Here is a 20,329-nt window from a genome sequence, read left to right on the forward strand (position 1 = left end):
TGTTCCAGTACCATTCGCACAGCCCGCTCACGAACTTCCGGCGAGTACCTCGGGGACTTCTTCTTCGTGTTTTCCATAGCTCCATTTTCTCAAGAAGTGGAGTCTCCGGAAAACCCGGGGCGCTTCATTGCGAGCTTCCCGACGCCGCTTTGCGTGCTTTCGGCGCGTGCGCCAGCTACCTGGTGGCTACCGTCGCCGCGGATTCGCCGGCTTGCCAACCACCCCCGAGCGCCTTGAAAGCAGCAACTGCTGCCCGGGCTGACTCCGTTTGTGCCTGCACTCGCGCATCGGAGGTGCGTAGCAGGCTGTCGTCGGCTTGCAGGACTTCGATCAGGCTGACCACGCCTTTTTGATAGGCTGCAAAAGAGGCAGCTCTTGCGCGGCCGAGCGAGTCCACGCCCTGGTTGAGCACAGCGGCCTGTTCCTCGCGCTTGACCAGTGCCGAAAAAGCGTTCTCCACGTCCTCAGTTGCATGTAGTGCGGCAAGCCGGTACGCAGCCAGCATCTCGGACTGCTGGCCCTTGGCCTGGTTGATCTGCGCATCGATCCGGCCGAAGTCGAACAGACGCCAGCGCAGACCGAGCACGCCGGCGGCCTGGCTGGCGCCGCTCGAGAACAGATTGCCGCTAGCCACGGATGTCGCGCTGCCGATCAGTCCGCTGAGGGAGACCTTGGGGTAGTACTCGGCGATCGCCACTCCAATACGTGCATTCGATGCGGCGAGGTGTCGCTCGGCCACGATCAGGTCGGGCCGGCGTCTGAGCAGCGCGCGGGGGGATCCGGTGGCTCCGATCTGTGGGGGGACGGGGATGTCGCCGGCTTCGAGCAACTCGGCCCGGTGTACGCCGGGCTGGGCGCCGAGCATCACATCCAGTGCATTCATGGCCGCGTCGAGGCCCGTCTCGAGGACCGGGACGGAGGCCCGGACCTGGGCAAGTGCCCCCTCCGCCTGTCTGACCTGAAGCTCGGCTGCCAACCCCTTGCCATACAGAAGGTTGATGGTGGAGAGCAGATCCTGCTGCGTCTGCACCTGCCGCCGCGCAACGTTCAGACGGGCTTGCAATCCGCGGATGCTGATGTAGATGTCGGCGGTCTGTGCCGCCACGGCCAGGCGTGTGGCCGCGGCGCCGGCTTCCGAAGCCTCGTACTCGGCGAGCGCCGCTTCCCGTCCACGACGCAGGCCTCCGAACACATCCAGTTCCCAGCTCGCGCTGAGATTGGCTTCGTAATCGTTGCCGTAGCGGTCGAAACTGGGCGTCGAGTTCAAAACTCGCCCGAGGGGCGTTTCAACCGACTGGTAGACCCTGGCTGCCTGGCCGCTGACATTGCCGGAAGGCAGCAGCGCGGCATTCGCCGCCCCAAGTGCCGCACGTGCCTGGGCGACACGAGCAGAAGCTTGCGCGAGGTCAAGGTTCTGCTCCAGCGCAAGCGCGACGAATCGCGTCAGTTGCGGATCGCCGAACCCCGTCCACCAGGTGTCGAGGTCCGCAGTGGCCGTCGCATGCCGCTGATCGACCGCGGCCTGGCCGATGAACCGCTCCGGCATCGGTACATCGGGCCGAACGTATTCGGGACCTACCGCGCAGCCTGCCGATAGGCTGGCGGCGATAAGCATGGCAAGGGTGCGTTTGGGCAGCATGAGCTTCTTCCGGGGCGAGGAGGGCGGATGAAAGTGACTATAATACAATTTAGTCACTTGTTGTCGATTTTCGGGAGCGGCGGTAAGCTAGGAACCATGAAAAATGCAGCCACCTATCCCATTTCGGCCCGCGGCCCAGCCGACCATGAGGTGCGCGATCAGATCGTTGCGGCGGCCACCGAGCACTTCAGCCGGTATGGCTACGAGAAAACGACCGTCTCTGATCTCGCCAAGTCCATCGGCTTTTCCAAGGCGTATATCTACAAGTTCTTCGAGTCCAAGCAGGCGATTGGCGAGATGATCTGCGCGAACTGCCTGCGTGAGATCGAAAGCGAGGTCAAAGCTGCCGTCGAAGAGGTCGACCGGCCGCCAGAGAAACTGCGGCGGATGTTCAAGGCGATCGTCGAGGCGAGCCTTCGCCTGTTCTCCCAGGACCGCAAGCTTTACGAGATTGCCGCGTCGGCCGCCACCGAGCAGTGGCAGGCGACGCTCGCCTATGAAGAGCGCATCCAGAAGCTGCTTCAGGACATCCTCCAGGAGGGGCGGCAAAGCGGGGACTTCGAGCGCAAGACGCCGCTGGATGAGACCGCGATGGCGATCTACCTGGTTTTGCGCCCGTACCTCAACCCTCTGATCCTGCAACACAGCTTCGATTACACCGATGAGGCGCCGGCGAAGCTGTCCAGTCTGGTGCTCCGAAGCCTCTCACCTTAACGCGCACGAATGGTGACTGTTGACTATATTGGTCACTAGAACCATAATCGGATCCATCATCTTTTCGTCGATGGGTCTTTCATGCTTGCGCGTCGCCTCGCCACCTCAGCCGTCGTCTTCTCCTTGCCGCTTGCGCTGGCCGCTTGCGGCGCAAAAGCACCGCCCGATCCGCGCACGGAGGCGCCGCTGGTGCGCTCCGCCGTCGTTCGGGACGCACCGCCTGCCTCGCGCTCATTTACCGGTACGGTAGCCGCCCGGGTGCAGAGCGACTTGGGGTTTCGGGTCTCCGGCAAGGTGCTGGAGCGGCTGGTCAATGCCGGGCAGAGCGTCAGGCGCGGCCAGCCGCTCATGCGCATCGATCCCGTCGATCTGAAGCTGGCCGCGCAGGCGCAGCAGCAGGCCGTCGCTGCCGCGCGGGCACGGGCGCAGCAGACTGCGGAAGATGAAGCGCGCTACCGCGATCTGCGCGGCACGGGCGCGATTTCCGCGTCGGCCTACGACCAGGTCAAGGCTGCGGCGGATGCTGCCAAAGCCCAGCTCAGCGCAGCCGAAGCCGAAGCCGACGTCGCGCTGAATGCGAGTCGCTATACGGAGCTGGTGGCCGACGCCGATGGTGTCGTCATGGAAACGCTGGCCGAGCCCGGCCAGGTCGTCAACGCCGGGCAGACCGTAGTGCGCCTGGCTCACGCCGGACGTCGCGAGGCCGTCATCCAGTTGCCGGAAACCCTGCGCCCTGAGGTCGGTTCCGTCGCGCAGGCAACGCTCTTCGGCAAGCAGGACGTCACGGTTCCCGCCGAATTGCGGCAACTGTCCGATGCTGCGGACCCGCTCACCCGCACCTTCGAGGCTCGATACGTGCTCGACGGCACGCTGTCCGATGCACCGCTAGGAGCAACGGTCACCATCCAGATCCCGGATGCGCATCGTTCCGCGCAAAGCGCGCTGAAGGTGCCGCTTGGCGCCCTTTTCGATGCGGGCAAGGGACCGGGAGTATGGGTCGTCGACGGTGAGCCGCCGAAGGTCTCATGGCGGCCGGTCACGGTCCAGCATGTGGATGACGACGACGTCCGCATCATCGGCCAGATCAAGCAAGGCGACCGGATCGTCGCGCTCGGCGCGCATCTGCTACGCGAAGGTGAACTGGTCCGTGTGGCGGGGCAGGCTCCCGTGACCGCGACCGAGGGAGCCCGTCCGTGAGCGAAGGTCGTTTCAACCTCTCCGCGCTCGCCGTGCGCGAGCGCTCCATTACCCTGTTCCTGATCTGCCTGATCTCGCTGGCCGGACTCGTTTCATTCTTCAAGCTCGGCCGTGCCGAAGATCCCGCCTTCACGGTCAAAGTGATGACCATCATCACTGCCTGGCCGGGAGCCACCGCGCAGGAAATGCAGGACCAGGTCGCCGAAAAGATCGAAAAGCGCATGCAGGAACTGCGCTGGTATGACCGTACGGAGACCTCCACGAGACCGGGCCTCGCCTTCACGACCTTGACCCTGCTTGACAGCACACCGCCTTCGGAAGTGCAGGAACAGTTCTACCAGGCCCGCAAGAAAATCAGCGACGAGGCAGGCAACCTGCCGCCTGGTGTGATCGGGCCGATGGTCAACGACGAATACGCGGATGTGACGTTTGCGCTTTTCGCGCTCAAGGCGAAGGGCGAACCGCAGCGCCTGCTGGTACGCGACGCCGAGACTCTGCGCCAGCGGCTGCTGCACGTGCCGGGGGTGAAGAAGGTCAACATCATTGGCGAGCAGGCGGAGCGGATCTATGTCGAGTTTTCGCATGATCGTCTGGCGACGCTGGGCGTCAGTCCGCAGGACGTGTTCGCCGCGCTGAACGGCCAGAATGCCCTGACGCCCGCCGGCTCTGTGCAGACGAGAGGCCCGGAGGTGTTCATACGCCTCGACGGCGCGTTCGACGCGTTGCAGAAGATCCGCGATACGCCCGTCGTGGCGCAGGGACGCACGCTGAAGCTATCGGACATTGCCACCGTCACGCGTGGCTATGAAGATCCGGCGAGGTTCCTGATCCGCAACAACGGCGAACCTGCGCTGCTGCTGGGCGTCGTGATGCGCGACGGCTGGAACGGGCTCGATCTCGGTCACGCGCTCGACCGTGAGGTGGGCGCGATCAACGGCGGGCTGCCGCTCGGCATGAGCCTGACGAAGGTCACCGACCAGGCCGTCAACATCAGTTCGGCGGTCGATGAGTTCATGGTGAAGTTTTTCGCTGCCCTGCTGGTGGTCATGCTGGTGAGCTTCGTGAGCATGGGCTGGCGCGTGGGCCTGGTGGTTGCCGCGGCCGTGCCGCTAACACTGGCGGTGGTCTTCCTGGTGATGCTCGCGACCGGCAAGAACTTCGACCGCATCACGCTGGGGTCGCTGATCCTGGCGCTGGGCCTGCTGGTGGACGACGCCATCATCGCTATCGAAATGATGGTGGTGAAGATGGAAGAGGGCTACAGCCGCGTTGCCGCCTCCGCTTATGCGTGGAGTCATACCGCGGCGCCCATGCTCTCCGGCACGCTGGTCACGGCGGTCGGCTTCATGCCCAATGGCTTCGCCCGATCCACTGCGGGCGAGTACACCAGCAACATGTTCTGGATCGTTGGAATCGCGCTGATCGCATCGTGGGTGGTCGCCGTGGTGTTCACCCCCTACCTCGGCGTCAAGATGCTGCCCGACTTCAGGAAAGTCGAAGGTGGCCACGACGCGCTTTATGACACGCCGCGATACAACCGTTTCCGTCAGGTGCTGGAGCGCGTCATTGCGCGCAAGTGGCTGGTCGCCGGGTCGGTCGTGGGCCTCTTCGTGCTGGCCGTCCTCGGCATGGCGGTAGTCAAGAAACAGTTCTTCCCGATCTCCGACCGCCCTGAAGTGCTGATCGAGGTGCAGATGCCGTATGGCACGTCGATCGCCCAGACCAGCGCCGCCACAGCGAAGGTCGAAGGCTGGCTGGCCAGACAGAAGGAAGCGAGAATCGTCACAGCCTATGTCGGTCAGGGCGCCCCGCGGTTCTACTTCTCGATGGGACCGGAACTGCCCGATCCGTCATTTGCCAAGATCGTGGTGCGCACGGATAACCAGGACGAGCGCGAGGCACTCAAACAGCGGCTGCGCCAGGCCATTGCCGATGGGCTTGCGCCCGAGGCGCGCCTGCGCGTCACGCAGCTCATATTCGGCCCTTACTCGCCGTTCCCGGTCGCTTACCGGGTCACGGGTCCGGACCCGGACAAGCTCCGCGGTATCGCGGAGCAAGTTCAGCAGGTGATGGATGCGAGTCCGATGATGCGCACCGTCAACACCGACTGGGGCACGCGCACGCCCACGCTGCACTTCACCCTGCAGCAGGACCGGCTGCAGGCCGTGGGGCTGACATCGAGCGCGGTCGCACAACAACTGCAATTCCTGCTCACCGGTGTGCCTGTCACCGTCGTCCGCGAGGACATTCGCACGGTGCAGGTCATCGCGCGCTCGGCTGGCGAGGTCCGGCTCGACCCGGCGCGGATCGGCGACTTCACGCTCGCTGGCGCAAACGGCCAGCGCATCCCGCTGTCGCAGGTGGGCAAGGTCGATGTGCGCATGGAGGAACCGATCATGCGCCGGCGCGACCGGGTGCCGACGATTACCGTGCGCGGCGACATCGCGGAGAGTCTGCAGCCCCCAGACGTGTCAACGGCGATCACAAGGCGGCTTCAGCCCATCATGGACAAGCTGCCGGACGGCTACCGTATCGAGCAGGCCGGCTCGATCGAAGAATCAGGCAAGGCGACCACAGCCATGTTGCCGCTCTTTCCGATCATGCTCGCAGTCACGCTGCTCATCATCATCCTGCAGGTGCGCTCGATCTCCGCGATGGTCATGGTCTTTCTGACCAGCCCGCTGGGACTGATCGGTGTCGTGCCAACCTTGATCCTTTTCCGGCAGCCGTTCGGTATCAATGCGCTGGTCGGCCTCATTGCGCTATCGGGAATAGTGATGCGCAACACGCTGATTCTGATTGGCCAGATTCATCAGAACGAACAGGCCGGGCTGGATCCGTTCAATGCCGTGATCGAGGCAACCGTGCAGCGTGCGCGCCCCGTGATCCTGACCGCGCTGGCGGCGATCCTGGCGTTCATCCCGCTGACTCATTCGGTGTTCTGGGGGACGCTCGCTTATACGCTGATCGGTGGCACTTTTGCAGGGACGATCCTGACCCTGGTGTTCCTGCCGGCCATGTATTCCATCTGGTTCAGGATCCGGCCGGGCGATACCACTGAACTGCACGGAGGCAGGCATAAGCAGGCGCAGGCTGCGAAAGACCTGCCGCAAGACGTACTCGCTGCCAGGCAATGAACCTTGGCTGCAAGATCAATCGGAGCGGCTGATCCGCCTTTTATTCCCATTCACGTGCATTGAAGGAAACTGTCATGTCCAATTCCAAAGTCGTCGTGGTTACCGGTGGGTCGTCGGGGATCGGACGAGCCACCGCGGAGAAGTTTGCCAGGCAGGGTTGCCGGGTATTCGGCACCGTACGCAACGCTACAACCACACAATCGATCCCCGGTGTGGTGCTGGTCGAGATGGATGTCTGTAACGACGCCTCAGTGCAACGGGCAGTCCAGAGCGTCATCGCAGAAGCCGGGCGCATCGACGTGCTTGTCAATAGCGCGGGCGTGACGCTGCTCGGCGCGACGGAAGAAACGTCGATTGCCGAGGCTCAGTCGCTATTCGATACCAACGTTTTTGGTATCTTGCGCACAACACAAGCGGTACTGCCGCACATGCGCTCGCAACGTTCGGGAAGAATCGTCAATGTGAGCTCAGTGCTCGGCTTCCTTCCGGCTCCGTACATGGGGCTCTATTCAGCATCCAAGCATGCCGTCGAGGGAATGTCTGAAACCTTGGATCATGAGGTGCGCAAGTTAGGAATCCGCGTGGTGCTTGTCGAGCCTTCCTATACCAGAACCAATCTGGATCTCAATGCACCGCATGCGGCTTCCAGAATCGCAGCTTATGACGATGAGCGCGCCATCGTGTCCCGCGCGATTCAAAAGAACGTCGATGAGGCGCCAGCGCCTGATGGCGTTGCAACCACGATTGTCGATGCCGCGTTGGGCGCATGGAGAATGAGGCGCACTCCTAAAGGCCAGGCTTCTCTGCTAAGCAAATTGCGTCGCTTCATGCCTGCCGGACCCGTCGACGCAAACCTGAGAAAGACATTTGGACTCTCGTGATGTTGCCTACCGACTTCACGTCACAACCAGAATTTAAATGAGCTTTCTGCGAAAAGATCCGGCGCACCTAATTGCCGGACGAGCCCTATGACCGTAATTCCGATCACTGACTGGAACGCTCGGTAAGAACCTTCGCGGGAACGGTTTGGTTGCACGGGGCGGTAAGCGTGGTCTCGCGCGAATGGCGCCGTTCCCTCGCAAACTCATGTCGGGACTGCCAACCGAATTTAAAAATCGCTTTCGCGAAGATCACGATTTATTTGCAACGCCAGAGAAAATTGGTGTGATCTCCTATATTAGCCGATCCTATTTCGTCTGATAAAAACGCGCTTAAACAATACCTAAACCGCGATAGTACAAATCAATGCCGCGCCAACGTTTGCGCAATTGATCGGCGGGTCAATCCTGGCTTCAGTTCATTAAGTCCGCCGCCGTAAATACATATGCGAGGCGCATCAGTTTCCACGGGCGCGGCCGCATACCGGTGCGTGACTCGGGCATCAACAACGGTCGCCCGCATTTACGTATCTTTCCGTCGAAAATGGAAGCGAAAAATGATCCTGAATAACTTGTCCGTGAAGACAAAGCTTACGGTTGCTTTCGGAGCATTGGCCGTTGTTGTACTGATTGTTTCAGGACTCGCCTTGAAGGAGCTGAACGACGCGAATGACCGCTTTTCCGGCTACATCAATGGTATTAACGCACGAGCCACAGTGGCTGAAGCTGTCCGCACTGCAGTGGATGATCGGGCCGTGGCGGTGCGCAATCTGGTGCTGGTCACCACGCCTGCCGACATCGAACTTGAAAAGGCCGCCGTCATCGACGCTGAACGCAGAGTCGAGGCTAACCTGGAAAAGTTCAATACCATGGTAGCGGGCGCTTCCGACATGACCGACAAGGCACGCGGACTCGCGGCTGAACTTCCCAGGATCGAGGCGCTTTACCGTCCCGTGGCCCTGGAAATCAACAGGCTGGCGGTGAGCAATCAGCGCGACGCGGCGATTGCGGCAATCGATACCCAATGCAGGCCACTGCTTTCGGCCCTGATCAAGGCGTCCAACGAGTACGAGAACTTCACCCGTGAACGCGCCCAACAACTGGTCCGCGAATCGAGCGATCAATTCGCGACTCAGCGGAATCTGTTGATTGCAATCTGTCTGGTTGCGCTCGTGCTGGCGGTCGTGGCAGGCGCAGTCATCACCCGCAGCCTGCTACGCGCTTTGGGCGCCGAGCCCACGGCACTGGTCGAAGTGACGCAGCGCGTGGCCGGCGGCGACCTGAGCCCGGTGCCGGGGGCGAACAGTGCGCCGACCGGAAGCGTGCTCGCCTCGATGGGCAAGATGCAGGTCAGCCTCGTTCACCTGATCGGTCAGGTTCGTACTTCGGCTGACAATATCGCGACGGGTTCGAGCCAGATCGCGTCGGGCAACGTGGATCTTTCCACGCGTACGGAACAGCAGGCTGCGTCACTGCAGGAAACCGCCGCAAGCATGGAGGAGCTGACGTCGACGGTGAAGCAGAATGCCGAAAACGCGCAGCAGGCGAGCTCGCTCTCGGCCAACGCATCCGAAGTGGCGGGACGGGGCAATCAGGTCGTTGGCGAGGTGGTCGATACGATGAGCGAAATCAGGACGAGTTCTACCAGGATCGCGGATATCACCGGGATCATCGAGGGGATCGCCTTCCAGACCAACATCCTCGCGCTGAATGCCGCGGTGGAGGCCGCCCGTGCAGGCGAGCAGGGACGTGGGTTCGCGGTGGTCGCGAGCGAAGTGCGCAACCTCGCTCAGCGCTCGTCCAGTGCCGCGAAGGAGATCAAGGATCTGATCAACGCGTCCGTGCAGAAGATCCAGAATGGGTCGTCGCTTGCCAACGAGGCGGGGAAGACGATGGCGGAGGTGACACAGGCCGTGGCGCGGGTGACCGACATCATGGGGGAAATCGCAGCCGCGTCGACCGAGCAGAGCCGCGGGATCGAGCAGGTCAATCAGGCGATTACGCAGATGGACGAAGTGACGCAGCAGAATGCCGCGCTGGTGGAAGAAGCGGCGGCGGCGTCGAAATCGCTCGAGGATCAGGGCCGGCAGCTGAACCAGGCCGTGTCGTTCTTCCGTCTGGATTCCCAGGCCGCTGGGCACGCACCGGGCAGACCCGTTGCCCCGGCAAGCGTCCCGGTGGCACGGGTGCGGACTGCGCCGCGAGCACCCCGGAATACCTCAGCCAACACGAGGCCGGTCGCGCTGACGGCTAATGCGACACGCGCCGCTGCAGCCACCACAGTCAACGGAGAAAGCTGGGACACGTTCTGACGCGCGCAGTGGCGACACCCCAGGCCGCGTGGATCGCCCGCGCCGGCGTCAGGCCATTTGATCGCGTGTATTGCGAAAGCGCATGAGCAAGAGTGCGAACAGCACGCTGCCGATCGCTGCGGGCCTCAGTGGGATGTTGCCGCCCGAGCGCATCGGCGGCGGCAATAGATGTTGGCTAGATGCGGCGCGCGTGCGCAACCTTCGAAGGGCAGACCTTCGTGCCCCAGGCAGCAACATCAACAACGGTCATCCCACGCACGGCCCGGTTGACCCGCGCACTTTCAATTCCGCCGGCACGGCGTACCCTTGCCGCGTCGGTCGTCCATCCAGCGCATCGAGCAGATGCTTCGCGGCGACCGTGCCGATCTCGCGCGTGTCCACGTGCATCGTCGTCAGAGGCGGCCGCGCTTCGCGCGCGATCGCGAGATCGTCGAAGCCGGTGACCGAAAGCTGCTCAGGAATCGCGATGCCGAGTTCTTCCGCCTCGCGCAAGACGCCCAGCGCAATATGATCGTTGCCGCAGATCACCGCGGTTGGACGCGGCCCCGGTTGTTGCCAGAGCGCACGCAACGCCCGCCTTCCAAAATCGAGTGTGGATTCGCCTTCGATCAGATGCTCAGGCCGAACCGCGAGACCATGACGTTCGAGCGCGACGCGAATTCCCGCGAGTCGCGCCTGCACGCGGTCGTTATCCCGCGTCGGCTGGATGCAGACCGCGAATGACCGGTGTCCGAGCCCGACGAGATGTTCGGTGATCTGCTCATAGGCCGCACGGTTGTCGAAGCCGATGCAATCGTGGGTGCTTCCCTCGCGCCACGCATAGAGCACGACGTAAGGCACGCGCCACACGCGCAGCGCTTCGAAGAGTTCCGGCGGATGCGCTTCGCCCACGACCGCGATCGCCTCCACGCCACGCGCGAGCATCGCGTGAACCTGCGAGAGCGCTTCATTGGGGTTGTAGTTCGAACAGCCGAGAAAAAGCGTGATGCCGCGCGCGGCGAACTCCGCCTGCATGCCGCTCACCTGCGAGGCGAACACCTGATCGTCGAGCGTCGGAATCACGATGCCCGCGATGTGACTGCGGGTGGACGCGAGCGCGCGCCCGGCCGCATTCGGAAACCAGTTCAGCTCCAGTGCGGCCTGTTCGACGCGCTCGCGCACGCTGTCGGACACCTTGCTGGGCTCGTTGTAGACGCGCGATACCGTCGCCGTTGACACGCCCGCGCGTTTTGCGACATCCGACAGGACAGGGCGGCCCGCGCCGCGGCGGGCGCGCCCGCCGGCCGAACGTCCGGTCGGCGACGGTTCTTCGAGAGTGGAGGCGGAGTCAGAGGAGCGAGCCATCAACGGTGTGATTCGAAAAGAACGCCCGTCATCTTACCCGCGGCGGGGTGACTGATGGGTCAAATCCCCGCGGCGATGCGCGAACGGAAATGCTCGGTGCCTTCGACGATCCTGTCGAGCACCGCGTCGAGCGCCCAGAAGCGCTCGCGCACGTCGTAGTCGATCGCGCGGCAACGAATCGACTGAAACGTGCCGATCCGCTGGTGATACATCTTCGCGAGCGCCGGATAGCCGAGCGCCTCCGATACCGCCGCGAGTACGAGAAAGATCGAAAGCTCCTGTGCGAGCGCCGGGTTCTCGTCGGCGCGGTTGCGCAACCAGTTGTACAGGTCCGGATGAAAGTTCGTGAACACACCGTTGAAACCTGCCGAGCCGGCTTTCATCGCGTCCCAAGCGATCGCGGCATTCGCGTTCAGGATCTTCATCGGCGAGCCCTTCGCCAGCGCGACGCGGCGCTTCACGGTGTCGAGATCGCAGCTGACGTCCTTCAGCATCACGAAGCGGCCGGTATCGATGCACATCTTGAGTTCGTCGTCGGACAGCAGGCGCCGATAAGGGGCGGGGCACTCGTACAGCCCCAGCGGGATGTCCGAGGGCAGGCGGCTCATCAGGCGGTGAAGGTTCGCCGAGAACGCTTCGGTGCCTTCGCGGCGCGGATCGAGCCGGTTCGTCACCAGCACGATGCCGTCCGCGCCCGTCGCGGCGGCCGCGTTCAGCTCCTCGGCTTGCGCGTCCGGATCGTCGCTGATATGGCCTGAGACCACGACCGGCACGCGGCCGGCCACGCGCTCGACCACGAAGCGGCCGAGCGCGGCGCGTTCGGCGAGGCTCAGGAATTGCATTTCGCTCGACTGGGCGACCGCGAAGAGCGCGTCCGAGCCATGCGCGAGATACCACTCGATCAATCGTTCGAGCCCGGCATAGTCGATGGTCCCGGCGTCGTCGAAAGGCGTCAGCATGACGGGAACGATGCCTTCGATCGAGGGCGTCGAGCGCGGCAGGGAAGTGGGGAGGGTCATGTCGGTGTTGTCCTCTTGAGAATTGAATATGACGCTTCTCAGGCGTGAGCGCGCGCCGGCGTACCCGGTTCGACCTCGACCTCGATCGGCTTGCGCACGAGGAAGAGATAGCTCATTGCGCCGACGAAGGCGATTCCCGCAGCCGTCAGCAATGCCGGCACGAAGGACCACGCCTGCGCGATATAGCCCGTGAGAATGGGCGCGAGTGCGCCGCCGAGAAAGCCGCCGAAGTTCTGGATGGCGCCGAGCGAGCCGACGCGGTTGGCGGGTGCTGCCGCGGTTGCCAGTGCCCATGAGCAGGCTGATGCCGCATTGGCGAGAAAGATTACGACCGAGATGCAGACGATGGCGATCGTGTTGCTTTCGACGAGTGCAGCCGGCACGGTGAACGCCACCATGCCGAGCATCGCGATGACGACCGCGTTGCGTCGGCTAGCCACCGGCGAGGCGCTCTTCTTGGTGATGAAGTCCGAGAACCAGCCTGCGCAAAGCGCGCCGAGAAAGCCGCAGAAGAAGGGTATCGAGGCCGCGATCCCCGTGTGCATCAGGGTCATGTGGCGCTCTGTCGTCAGGTAGCCGGGCAGCCAGGTCAGATAAACCCAGTTCAGATAGACCGAGCCGAAGAAGCCGATCAGCATCCCCCAAGTCGTGACGTTCGAGAACAGCGCGCGCCAGTCGGCGAAGCTGAGCTGCTCGGCAGGCTTCGTCTCCACGGCGTCGCCTTTGAGGTAGCGCAGTTCCTCCGCAGTGAGCGCAGCGGGGTTCGGGTCACGATAGATGGCGAGCCAGATCACCGCGACCACGAGACCGAGCGCGCCGGTAACGATGAAGGCCCAGCGCCAGTGAAATTCGACGACGAGCACCGACAGGCACAGCGGTGCGAGCGCCGTGCCGAGCGGCGACGCGGAATTGAAGATGCCGGTCGGCTTGCCTCGCGCGCGCAGCGGAAACCAGTTGCTCACGACGCGCGCCGCCGACGGAAACTGCGGCGACTCGCCGATGCCGAGCACGATGCGCGCGACGACGAACCAGCCGAAGGTGGACACGATGCCGCCCGCGGCTTGCGCGAGCGACCAGATGATCAGGCCGACGCCGAGCAGCCTGCGCGGTCCGATGCGATCGACGAGGCCGCCGACCGGCAGTTGAAAGAGCGCGTAGCTCCAGGAGAACGCCGACAGCAGCAACCCCATTTCGCCGAGCGACAGACCAAGATCCTTGCGGATCAGCGGATTCGCGACCGCGAGCGTGCCGCGATCGAGATAGTTCACGATGCCACTCACCATCAGCAGCGTCAGCGCCACGATCTGGGCGCGGCGCACGCGCGGCGGTGCCTGCTCGGACACGGGGGTTGGGTTCATGCTGTCGTCTCCATGTTGTGTTGTGGATCGGCTGCGATCTCGCGTAGCCGGGTCTATCGAACCGTTGCCGGGAAGGCGGGTTGTGCCCGCACTTCGGCCTGCGTCGGAATGGATGCCTGCGCGCCTTGACGCGTGACGCTGAGCGCTGCGGCCCGCTGTCCGAAGTCGATCGCATCGCGGATGCTGGCGCCGCGCACGCGCTCGGCTGCGAAGCCGCCGACGAAGGTGTCGCCGGCCGCGGTGGTGTCGATCGCATCGACGCGCGGCGCGGGCAGGTGACCTTCTTCTCCGCTTGTCGCGTACCAGACGCCCTCGGCGCCGAGGGTGACGATCACCGTCTCCACGCCTTTCGCGCGCAGGTGTGCTGCGGCTTCGCGCGCGGACGCCGGGCCATCGACGGGCACGTCCGTCAGCAAGTGGGCCTCGGTCTCGTTGAGCACGATAAAAGCCACCTGGCGATACAGCGTGTCCGGAAGCGGCTGCGCCGGAGCCGGGTTCAATAGCACGGGCGTGCCGAGCCTTGCTGCGACCGAAATTGCGTGCCGCACCGTGTCGAGCGGCACCTCGAGTTGGCAAATCAGCATGCCGGCGGCCCCGATGGCGTCTTGCGCCGCATCGACGTGGGCGGGCGTAAGCGCGGCGTTGGCGCCCGGCGAGACGACGATCGTATTCGCACCGTCCGCGGCCACCGTGATGGCGGCGATGCCGGTCGACATGTCGTCCACCGTGTGCAGCTGCGCCGTATCGATGTGCTCGCCGTCCATACGCGCGCGGAGATGCGCGCCGAAGTCGTCGTCTCCGATGCAGCCGAGCATCGCCACGGAAGCGCCGAGACGCGCCGCCGCGACGGCCTGATTGGCGCCCTTGCCGCCGGCGAATGTAGCGAACGCGCCGCCGAGCAAGGTTTCCCCCCGCGCGGGCAGACGCTCCGCGTGCACCACCAGATCCATGTTCGCGCTACCTGCGACGATGATCCGGACCGAAGAGGATGCTTCGGTAGAACGCGTGTTAGCGCTTACATTTTCGGCTGTTTTTAGGGATGACATGCAATGAGGACCGGTGAACGTTGCAATAGGGAACGTGTTAGCGCTTACATTACTCGCCAAGGCACGCCGACGCAATCGAAAAGGCGCGACCTTCGGGAAGTCCCTTAAAAGCTGATGAAGCGCTGTGTCACCACCGGCCAGTCGGCAGTGTGTACTGCCGACCCACTTCTGTCGTTGACAAGTTCCCCGCTCGAACGGCCGCAAGCTGGAGGCGGACATTCAAAGGGGCAAGCAACACGTCTAGTTCGTCAGCTGTTCACCTTAGTGACGAAATCCGGGGCGGAAGAAGATGACGGACCATCGGCGTCATCAGATTCTTAACGAGAAGTCTCGTCGACAAGCAAAGGTAACACTTGAAGCAAGCGCAGATCAGAACTGCGCCACGTAAGTGAAGAACTGCTGACGCACATACGGAAAATATCTTTCAGACTGCCGGCCGGACGTTCCAAGGCTCTGCAGATGGGTCTCGTAATCGCGCTATCCGAGCGGCCAGAAAAGCGTCGATCGCTGCATTGACGGCCACGGGGTTCTCCCGCGCAGCAAGATGGCCAGTCTCCGGCAGCAGCACGAATTCGCTGCCGGCGATCGCATCGACCAGCCTTTGCGTCTGAGCGACATCGAAAATTCGATCCTCACTGCCCGCGATGACGAGGACCGGCACGTCACGAATCCGCCGCATCGTGGCGTGCAAATCTTCGCGGGCGAGCAATATGCCTTTGATGGCGAACGCGATCGACACGGGATCTTCCTGCATTATTCGGCCGAGGTAGGCCAGAAATTCAGGGTGACGAGCCTCGGCCGTTTGCCCGCCGAACCCTTGCCGTACGGCGGGCAGCAGCCAGTCAGGGGCGATCTCGCAGTCTTCTAGCGCGTCGGCTATGCTGCTCATCTGCTCGATGAGTTCCGGCGTCGATGCAGAAGCGGTGCCATTGGTGATGACTGCTGCCTCTACGCGCTCCCGCAGATCTGCAGCTGCAACGCCTGCGACCAAAGATCCCCAAGAATTGCCGACGAGGATGCAGCATTTCACTTTGAGTGCGTCGAGTATCTCTTTCAGACACGCAACGGAATCCTCAACGGTAATCGGACGGCGCAACGCATCCGATCCGCCGATCCCCGGCGGATCGATAAGCACAATGCGATAGTCGGCCGCGAAGTGATCGAACTGATAACTCCACATGGAGGCGTCTAGCATAAGGCTCGGCCAGAAAACCATCGTGCGGCCGTCCTGACTGCCACCGGTACGAACGTTGATCTTGCCAAACGCAGTCAGGACTTTCCGCTCCTGTGTCTGTGTTTTCCAGTTATCGGTCGGTGGTAAGTACGTTAAATGACTTGTACTACTTATCGTTGAATTCAGCATTTGCAAATCTCACTCGGTCGCGACGACGTTGGCGAAAGCCGTTCAGACTTCCAAGGTTCGCAGCCCGCATAAAACACCAAAGACCTAGCGATTCCATCTGAACGACGGTAAGATGGAATCTTATGCACCCATCTTAACCCCGTCAAGATGCTTTCCGATCAAAATTCATCCGCTCCGACCAAATCGTCATATCACCACGGCGATCTGCGCTCTGCCCTGATCAAAACGGGCGAAGCGCTGCTTGAGGAGCAAGGTGTGGCCGGCTTTACGCTGGCCGAATGTGCGCGGCGAGCCGGCGTTTCTAAAGCCGCGCCCGCGCATCATTTTTCGAATATGAACGGCCTGTTGGCCGCGATTGCCAAGAAAGGCGTGGAAGAATTGGCAGAGCGCTTGGAAACGGCGCTGGCCAGGATCGAGGGCGGCCCTGCAGAGCGCTTACGCTGTGTCGCGCGTGTCTATGTCGATTTCGCATTGGACCGGCCGGAGCGCTTTCGTGTCATGTTCGGGCCGCCGCTGCCGGCCGACCAGCACGGCAAAACGCCGTCAGCCCCCAACGACTGCGCGCTGTATGTTCTGGAACGTGAAATCGCCGCTATTCAACTCGATGGGGCGAGCCAGCGCTCGATCGCGGTCTTCGTCTGGTCTTTCGTGCATGGCCTGTCGATGCTGCTTCTCGATCATCGACTCGTACGGCTGATGAAAAACGGAGAGTCCGACCGCAATAGCCTGATCGAGGACACAGTGCGGCTGCTGTCGTTTTCGCCTCTGGGCCAAAACTTGAATACTGCCAAAGCATCGTGAGGATTTACGGGGCAGTCGAGCTCTCTAAGATTCGGATCGCGTTGCATGTGAGTCCAGCGTCGAGCCGCTGAAAATGCGGCGTCACGAGGTCCAAGTGATTTTCAGCTTCTGTGGCACGAAGTTCGGCGTTTTCCAAGAATGCTGGCATCGCCGAATGCCGTGGATTGCCTGACCAACCGGCCGGTCCTCCACTTCAGGTTTCATTCTGTTGGTCCGTTAGCGATTGAGTGCCAGACGTTGCGCTGCTAGCGGATTCTGTCGGCGAGCGCCGTCTTGACCGCAGTCGAGGCGTGAAAGGCCCCCAACTCCACGACGCTTTCGATGGTCGCGAGTGCGAGTTCCGGGGTGACGTCGCCGGCGATGCTGGCGTGATGCTGCACGGCTGCACACAGAACGCCGACGATTTCGCAGCAGGCACGCAGATGAATGCGCTGGCCGAGCGGCACCGATTTCTTGTCGCCTATCCGGAGCAACCGCAGCAGACGAATCCGTCGAAGTGCTGGAACTGGTTCAAACCCGATGATCAGCATTGCGAACGCGGTGAACCGTCATTGATCGCAGGCATAACACGGGAAATTATCGCAGCCCACAACGTCGATCCTGAACGCGTGTACGTCGCAGGTCTGTCCGCGGGTGGCGCAACGGCGGCGATCATGATTGACACGTATCCCGAACTGTATGCGGCGGCGGGGGTGCATTCCGGTCTTCCGGCTCGATGCGCTCACGATCTTCCATCCGCGCTCGCGGCGATGAAGGGCGGCAGGCGTTCCAGACAGGCGCGGCATGCCATGGACGCTGTCACTTCATCGCCGAAACGGCCAGTCATCGTCTTCCACGGATATGCGGACGCCACTGTTCACGTACAAAATGCCATGCAGCTTGTTCATGGTTTCGTCGCACGACCGCATGGCGGCCGCGAACAGCGTCGGAACGATACAGGTCGACGTGCCTGCACCGTATCCCAGCTGGTTTCAGCGGACGGTATCGATGCCGAACTGTGGACTATTCACGGAGGGCCGCACGCGTGGGCAGGCGGCAATGCGAGGGGCAGCTACACCGACCCCGTCGGTCCTGACGCAAGTGCGGAAATGCTGCGATTCTTTCTTGCGCACCCTCAGCGGCGATGAGCCGATGACGCGGGCAGCGAAATGGACCCGGGCTGTTATTGTCACCACGCCGATTGCTGAGCAAACCCGCCTCTGAACCGCTAAACGTGCAGACCGATCAAAAACTCACCGCGAGGATGCCCGGGCATGGCCCCCACGGCAGGGGCAGCGAGAACGGCAGGTTCGCCGCGATCAGTAGAATCTGTCGGTAACGCTGCGGACCGACGAACCCAACATTGGCGCCGACCTTGCTGAATCGAAACCCCCCGATCCATGTGAAGCATTGCGAGAGTCCTTCCACTGCATCGCCGATACGAATCGGATGTGCCGGATGGGGACTGTCAGCCAACGTGGCGGCCCGCTTTCCCGCGCGGGGTAGCCATCTCGAACGATATGCGCAAATCTTTTCTTCGGTTGAAATCAATTCGTCGTTCTATCGTTCGCACCGGCCGGAAACCTATGCCCGATGGGCTGCAAGCGTACCCGATGCATTCCGGTTCTCTGTCAAGGTTCCGCGGAGGATTACGCACGAGCTCAGGTTGCGCGACGCGGATGCGCCCGTCAGCGATTTCGTGCAGGAGGTCACACCGTTGGGCAGAAAATTGGGGTGCCTGTTGCTGCAACTGCCACCCAGCCTGGCGTTCGATGAAGTCGCGACACGAGATTTTTTTACCCTGATGCGTAGCCTCACGGCAGCGCATATCGTCTGCGAACCGCGCCATGCCACATGGTTTACCGAGGAGGGCGCGCAAACACTGAAAAGCGCTGGGATCGCCTGCGTGCGCGCGCATCCTTCGCCGATCGCCGGCGTCGAACCGGTGGGTGATCCGGGGACGCTGTACGTCCGTCTGCATGGCTCGCCAGAGATCTATTATTCGGCATACGACGAGGCGTTCATCGAAGCGGTGGCTGCGCGGCTCTTGGAGGCTCGATCCTCTGCGTCCGAGGTCTGGTGTATTTTCGACAATACCGCGCGCGGCCAGGCGGTTCCTAACGCTCTAACACTGATGGAGAAGCTGGAGGGGGCCGCTTGCTGAGATAGCCCGTCGAAGAGATCCTGGCGCCCACGTCTCTTCAAGAGTCCATCAGGATGCCAAAGGTCGGTTGATAGACGACTGGGCCAAAAATGCCCGTGCGATCAGCCACGAGAGCGCGCGGGATTTAGCCCGCGTATCGATCCAGTCGCGCACAGCCACCCCGGTCGCGGCACCGCCATTAGAAAATATCTGCCGCGGTCGAACCGTTCGCCAAGCTCGGCGAAGCAGCGAAGGGAGGCAGCGAAACCATCCTGGTTGCAGGGGACGTTTTTCCGCGCGTCTGGTACTTCAAGCAATGCGCCTAGGCCACCAAAGCAGGTCACGGCGGCATAGGCGCTGAGTGGCAGATAAGGCATTTACCGCGGACGGCTAACGCCATAGTCTTTTAATTTAATGCTCGCTCGGCCGGAACGTTGGGTCGCTTTCTACGACCTCCTGGGTTGCGGACCAGTACGGCTTCCTGTTGTAGTAGCTGTAGGTTGTCTCTCCCCACTTCGCATCTGCCATCGCCGGCCAGTGGTCCTTGTCGAAGCCGGGATCGTCCTTGAGGCGCTGCGCCGCAATATCAACAAAAAAGCACTTCTGGTCCGTATCGAGAGTGAGCGCGCTCCACGGGATGGCGTGAAGGTTCGAACCCATGCCAAGGAAGCCGCCCTCGGAGAGCACCGCGTAGGCGATGCGACCGTTGCGGACATCGAGCATGATGTCTGAAATCTTCCCGACGTGTTCGCCGTCAGAAGACATCACCTTGGTGCCGTCGAGCGTCGCTGCAGCCATGACCTCCGGCCCCGGGCCTTCGCCGACGCCTCCGCCGACGATGTTGGCTCCGCTTTGAGTGCCTTGCGGGTTGATTGAGCCCATCATTCACCTCCATCAAAAAATAGTGCTCTGTTGGTGCGCAAGGCGCGTGCCCAAAGGAAGTTAGTATCTGTTTCGCAACCGAAGAAACGGTCGTCGAGGGGCTGGGACGAACGGTGAGATTTGTGCAGTTCAGGTCGTGCCAGCAGGCTCAGAATGCCTATCACTTCAGAATGTGAACGCGGCAAACGTTCGCGGCAACGACCAAGCCTGAGACCTCTATTGAGGTTTGTCATGTGTTGTACAGGGGAATGGACCCGCGGAAATGACGAAGCAGTTCTTACGAAGCACACGCCAATCCATGCCAAAGAGCCGCGAGAAACGGGAGTCCACGAGCGGCCCGCTGCAAGGCAGGACGCTGCCCAGCGCCGGCCATTGCGACGGACAGACGTCATAGTGGCATTCTCGAGACATTACGCGCTGCCTACGGTCTGCTGTTGATTTCATGGCCAACTTGCATTGGCAACGGCGACTAGTCAGCGACAGAAGGCACGCGGCTTGCGGCGCCTCATTCACGGGA

Annotated in this window: 14 protein-coding genes and 2 pseudogenes; 8 read left to right on the forward strand and 8 right to left on the reverse strand. The window is 62.3% G+C overall.

Annotated features, from left to right (window positions below; genetic code table 11):
* Positions 1–175: 175 nt before the first annotated feature.
* Positions 176–1,639: an efflux transporter outer membrane subunit gene (locus VSR82_RS25500; RefSeq protein WP_429463408.1), complete on the reverse strand. Its 1,464-nt coding sequence runs from the start codon at positions 1,637–1,639 to the stop codon at positions 176–178.
* A 96-nt stretch (positions 1,640–1,735) separates the two neighbouring features.
* On the opposite strand from VSR82_RS25500, the gene VSR82_RS25505 reads away from it, so the two are divergent.
* The 5 genes from VSR82_RS25505 to VSR82_RS25525 all read left to right on the forward strand — a co-directional run bounded on the left by VSR82_RS25505 (position 1,736) and on the right by VSR82_RS25525 (position 9,877).
* Positions 1,736–2,353, forward strand: coding sequence for a TetR/AcrR family transcriptional regulator (locus VSR82_RS25505; protein ID WP_368581472.1), 618 nt, complete (start codon positions 1,736–1,738; stop codon positions 2,351–2,353).
* Between the two features lie 81 nt (positions 2,354–2,434).
* The gene (locus tag VSR82_RS25510; RefSeq protein WP_429463411.1) at positions 2,435–3,550 is read left to right on the forward strand and encodes an efflux RND transporter periplasmic adaptor subunit; all 1,116 of its coding nucleotides are present in this window, start codon (positions 2,435–2,437) and stop codon (positions 3,548–3,550) included.
* Complete coding sequence (locus VSR82_RS25515; protein WP_498858201.1) at positions 3,547–6,687, forward strand: efflux RND transporter permease subunit; 3,141 nt, start codon at positions 3,547–3,549, stop codon at positions 6,685–6,687. Before VSR82_RS25510 ends, VSR82_RS25515 begins: the two co-directional genes overlap by 4 nt.
* 74 nt (positions 6,688–6,761) lie before the next feature.
* Positions 6,762–7,568, forward strand: a complete 807-nt coding sequence (locus VSR82_RS25520; protein ID WP_498858202.1) for an oxidoreductase — start codon at positions 6,762–6,764, stop codon at positions 7,566–7,568.
* A 554-nt stretch (positions 7,569–8,122) separates the two neighbouring features.
* The gene (locus VSR82_RS25525) at positions 8,123–9,877 is read left to right on the forward strand and encodes a methyl-accepting chemotaxis protein (RefSeq protein WP_498858203.1); all 1,755 of its coding nucleotides are present in this window, start codon (positions 8,123–8,125) and stop codon (positions 9,875–9,877) included.
* A 246-nt stretch (positions 9,878–10,123) separates the two neighbouring features.
* On the opposite strand, the gene VSR82_RS25530 is transcribed toward VSR82_RS25525, so the two are convergent.
* From VSR82_RS25530 to VSR82_RS25550, 5 genes are all read right to left on the reverse strand, one after another.
* A complete protein-coding gene (locus tag VSR82_RS25530; protein WP_429463419.1) occupies positions 10,124–11,221 on the reverse strand; it encodes a LacI family DNA-binding transcriptional regulator in 1,098 nt (365 codons plus the stop codon).
* Between the two features lie 59 nt (positions 11,222–11,280).
* Complete coding sequence (locus tag VSR82_RS25535; protein ID WP_368581478.1) at positions 11,281–12,240, reverse strand: dihydrodipicolinate synthase family protein; 960 nt, start codon at positions 12,238–12,240, stop codon at positions 11,281–11,283.
* Between the two features lie 38 nt (positions 12,241–12,278).
* Positions 12,279–13,598 (reverse strand): MFS transporter, encoded by a 1,320-nt coding sequence (locus VSR82_RS25540; RefSeq protein ID WP_429463421.1) that lies wholly within the window; start codon positions 13,596–13,598, stop codon positions 12,279–12,281.
* A gap of 53 nt (positions 13,599–13,651) precedes the next feature.
* Positions 13,652–14,572, reverse strand: a complete 921-nt coding sequence (gene rbsK, locus VSR82_RS25545) for a ribokinase (RefSeq protein WP_429463689.1) — start codon at positions 14,570–14,572, stop codon at positions 13,652–13,654.
* A 496-nt stretch (positions 14,573–15,068) separates the two neighbouring features.
* A complete protein-coding gene (locus VSR82_RS25550) occupies positions 15,069–16,007 on the reverse strand; it encodes an alpha/beta fold hydrolase (protein WP_498858204.1) in 939 nt (312 codons plus the stop codon).
* 147 nt (positions 16,008–16,154) lie between these two features.
* On the opposite strand from VSR82_RS25550, the gene VSR82_RS25555 reads away from it, so the two are divergent.
* Positions 16,155–16,808 (forward strand): TetR/AcrR family transcriptional regulator, encoded by a 654-nt coding sequence (locus VSR82_RS25555; protein ID WP_410848394.1) that lies wholly within the window; start codon positions 16,155–16,157, stop codon positions 16,806–16,808.
* A gap of 245 nt (positions 16,809–17,053) precedes the next feature.
* On the opposite strand, the pseudogene VSR82_RS25560 reads toward VSR82_RS25555, so the two are convergent.
* A pseudogene (locus VSR82_RS25560) lies at positions 17,054–17,176 on the reverse strand (CopG family transcriptional regulator); the annotation flags it as partial.
* Between VSR82_RS25560 and VSR82_RS25565 the strand changes: the two are divergent.
* Positions 17,177–17,935 (forward strand): annotated as a pseudogene (locus tag VSR82_RS25565) (extracellular catalytic domain type 1 short-chain-length polyhydroxyalkanoate depolymerase); the annotation flags it as partial.
* Between the two features lie 248 nt (positions 17,936–18,183).
* Positions 18,184–18,951: a DUF72 domain-containing protein gene (locus VSR82_RS25570; protein ID WP_410842393.1), complete on the forward strand. Its 768-nt coding sequence runs from the start codon at positions 18,184–18,186 to the stop codon at positions 18,949–18,951.
* A gap of 390 nt (positions 18,952–19,341) precedes the next feature.
* Here the strand turns inward: VSR82_RS25570 and VSR82_RS25575 are convergent, their stop codons facing one another.
* Positions 19,342–19,812, reverse strand: coding sequence for a PRC-barrel domain-containing protein (locus VSR82_RS25575; RefSeq protein WP_368581687.1), 471 nt, complete (start codon positions 19,810–19,812; stop codon positions 19,342–19,344).
* Between the last annotated feature and the right edge of the window lie 517 nt (positions 19,813–20,329).

The organism is Burkholderia sp. JPY481 (assembly GCF_038900515.1).
Taxonomy (GTDB): Bacteria; Pseudomonadota; Gammaproteobacteria; order Burkholderiales; family Burkholderiaceae; genus Paraburkholderia; species Paraburkholderia youngii.

Coding starts and splice junctions, on each gene's coding strand:
- VSR82_RS25500 (WP_429463408.1), bottom strand. CDS start 1,639: ATGCTGCCCAAACGCACCCTTGCCATGCTTATCGCCGCCAGCCTATCG.
- VSR82_RS25505 (WP_368581472.1), top strand. CDS start 1,736: ATGAAAAATGCAGCCACCTATCCCATTTCGGCCCGCGGCCCAGCCGAC.
- VSR82_RS25510 (WP_429463411.1), top strand. CDS start 2,435: ATGCTTGCGCGTCGCCTCGCCACCTCAGCCGTCGTCTTCTCCTTGCCG.
- VSR82_RS25520 (WP_498858202.1), top strand. CDS start 6,762: ATGTCCAATTCCAAAGTCGTCGTGGTTACCGGTGGGTCGTCGGGGATC.
- VSR82_RS25525 (WP_498858203.1), top strand. CDS start 8,123: ATGATCCTGAATAACTTGTCCGTGAAGACAAAGCTTACGGTTGCTTTC.
- VSR82_RS25530 (WP_429463419.1), bottom strand. CDS start 11,221: ATGGCTCGCTCCTCTGACTCCGCCTCCACTCTCGAAGAACCGTCGCCG.
- VSR82_RS25535 (WP_368581478.1), bottom strand. CDS start 12,240: ATGACCCTCCCCACTTCCCTGCCGCGCTCGACGCCCTCGATCGAAGGC.
- VSR82_RS25540 (WP_429463421.1), bottom strand. CDS start 13,598: ATGAACCCAACCCCCGTGTCCGAGCAGGCACCGCCGCGCGTGCGCCGC.
- VSR82_RS25550 (WP_498858204.1), bottom strand. CDS start 16,007: ATGCTGAATTCAACGATAAGTAGTACAAGTCATTTAACGTACTTACCA.
- VSR82_RS25555 (WP_410848394.1), top strand. CDS start 16,155: ATGCTTTCCGATCAAAATTCATCCGCTCCGACCAAATCGTCATATCAC.
- VSR82_RS25575 (WP_368581687.1), bottom strand. CDS start 19,812: ATGGGCTCAATCAACCCGCAAGGCACTCAAAGCGGAGCCAACATCGTC.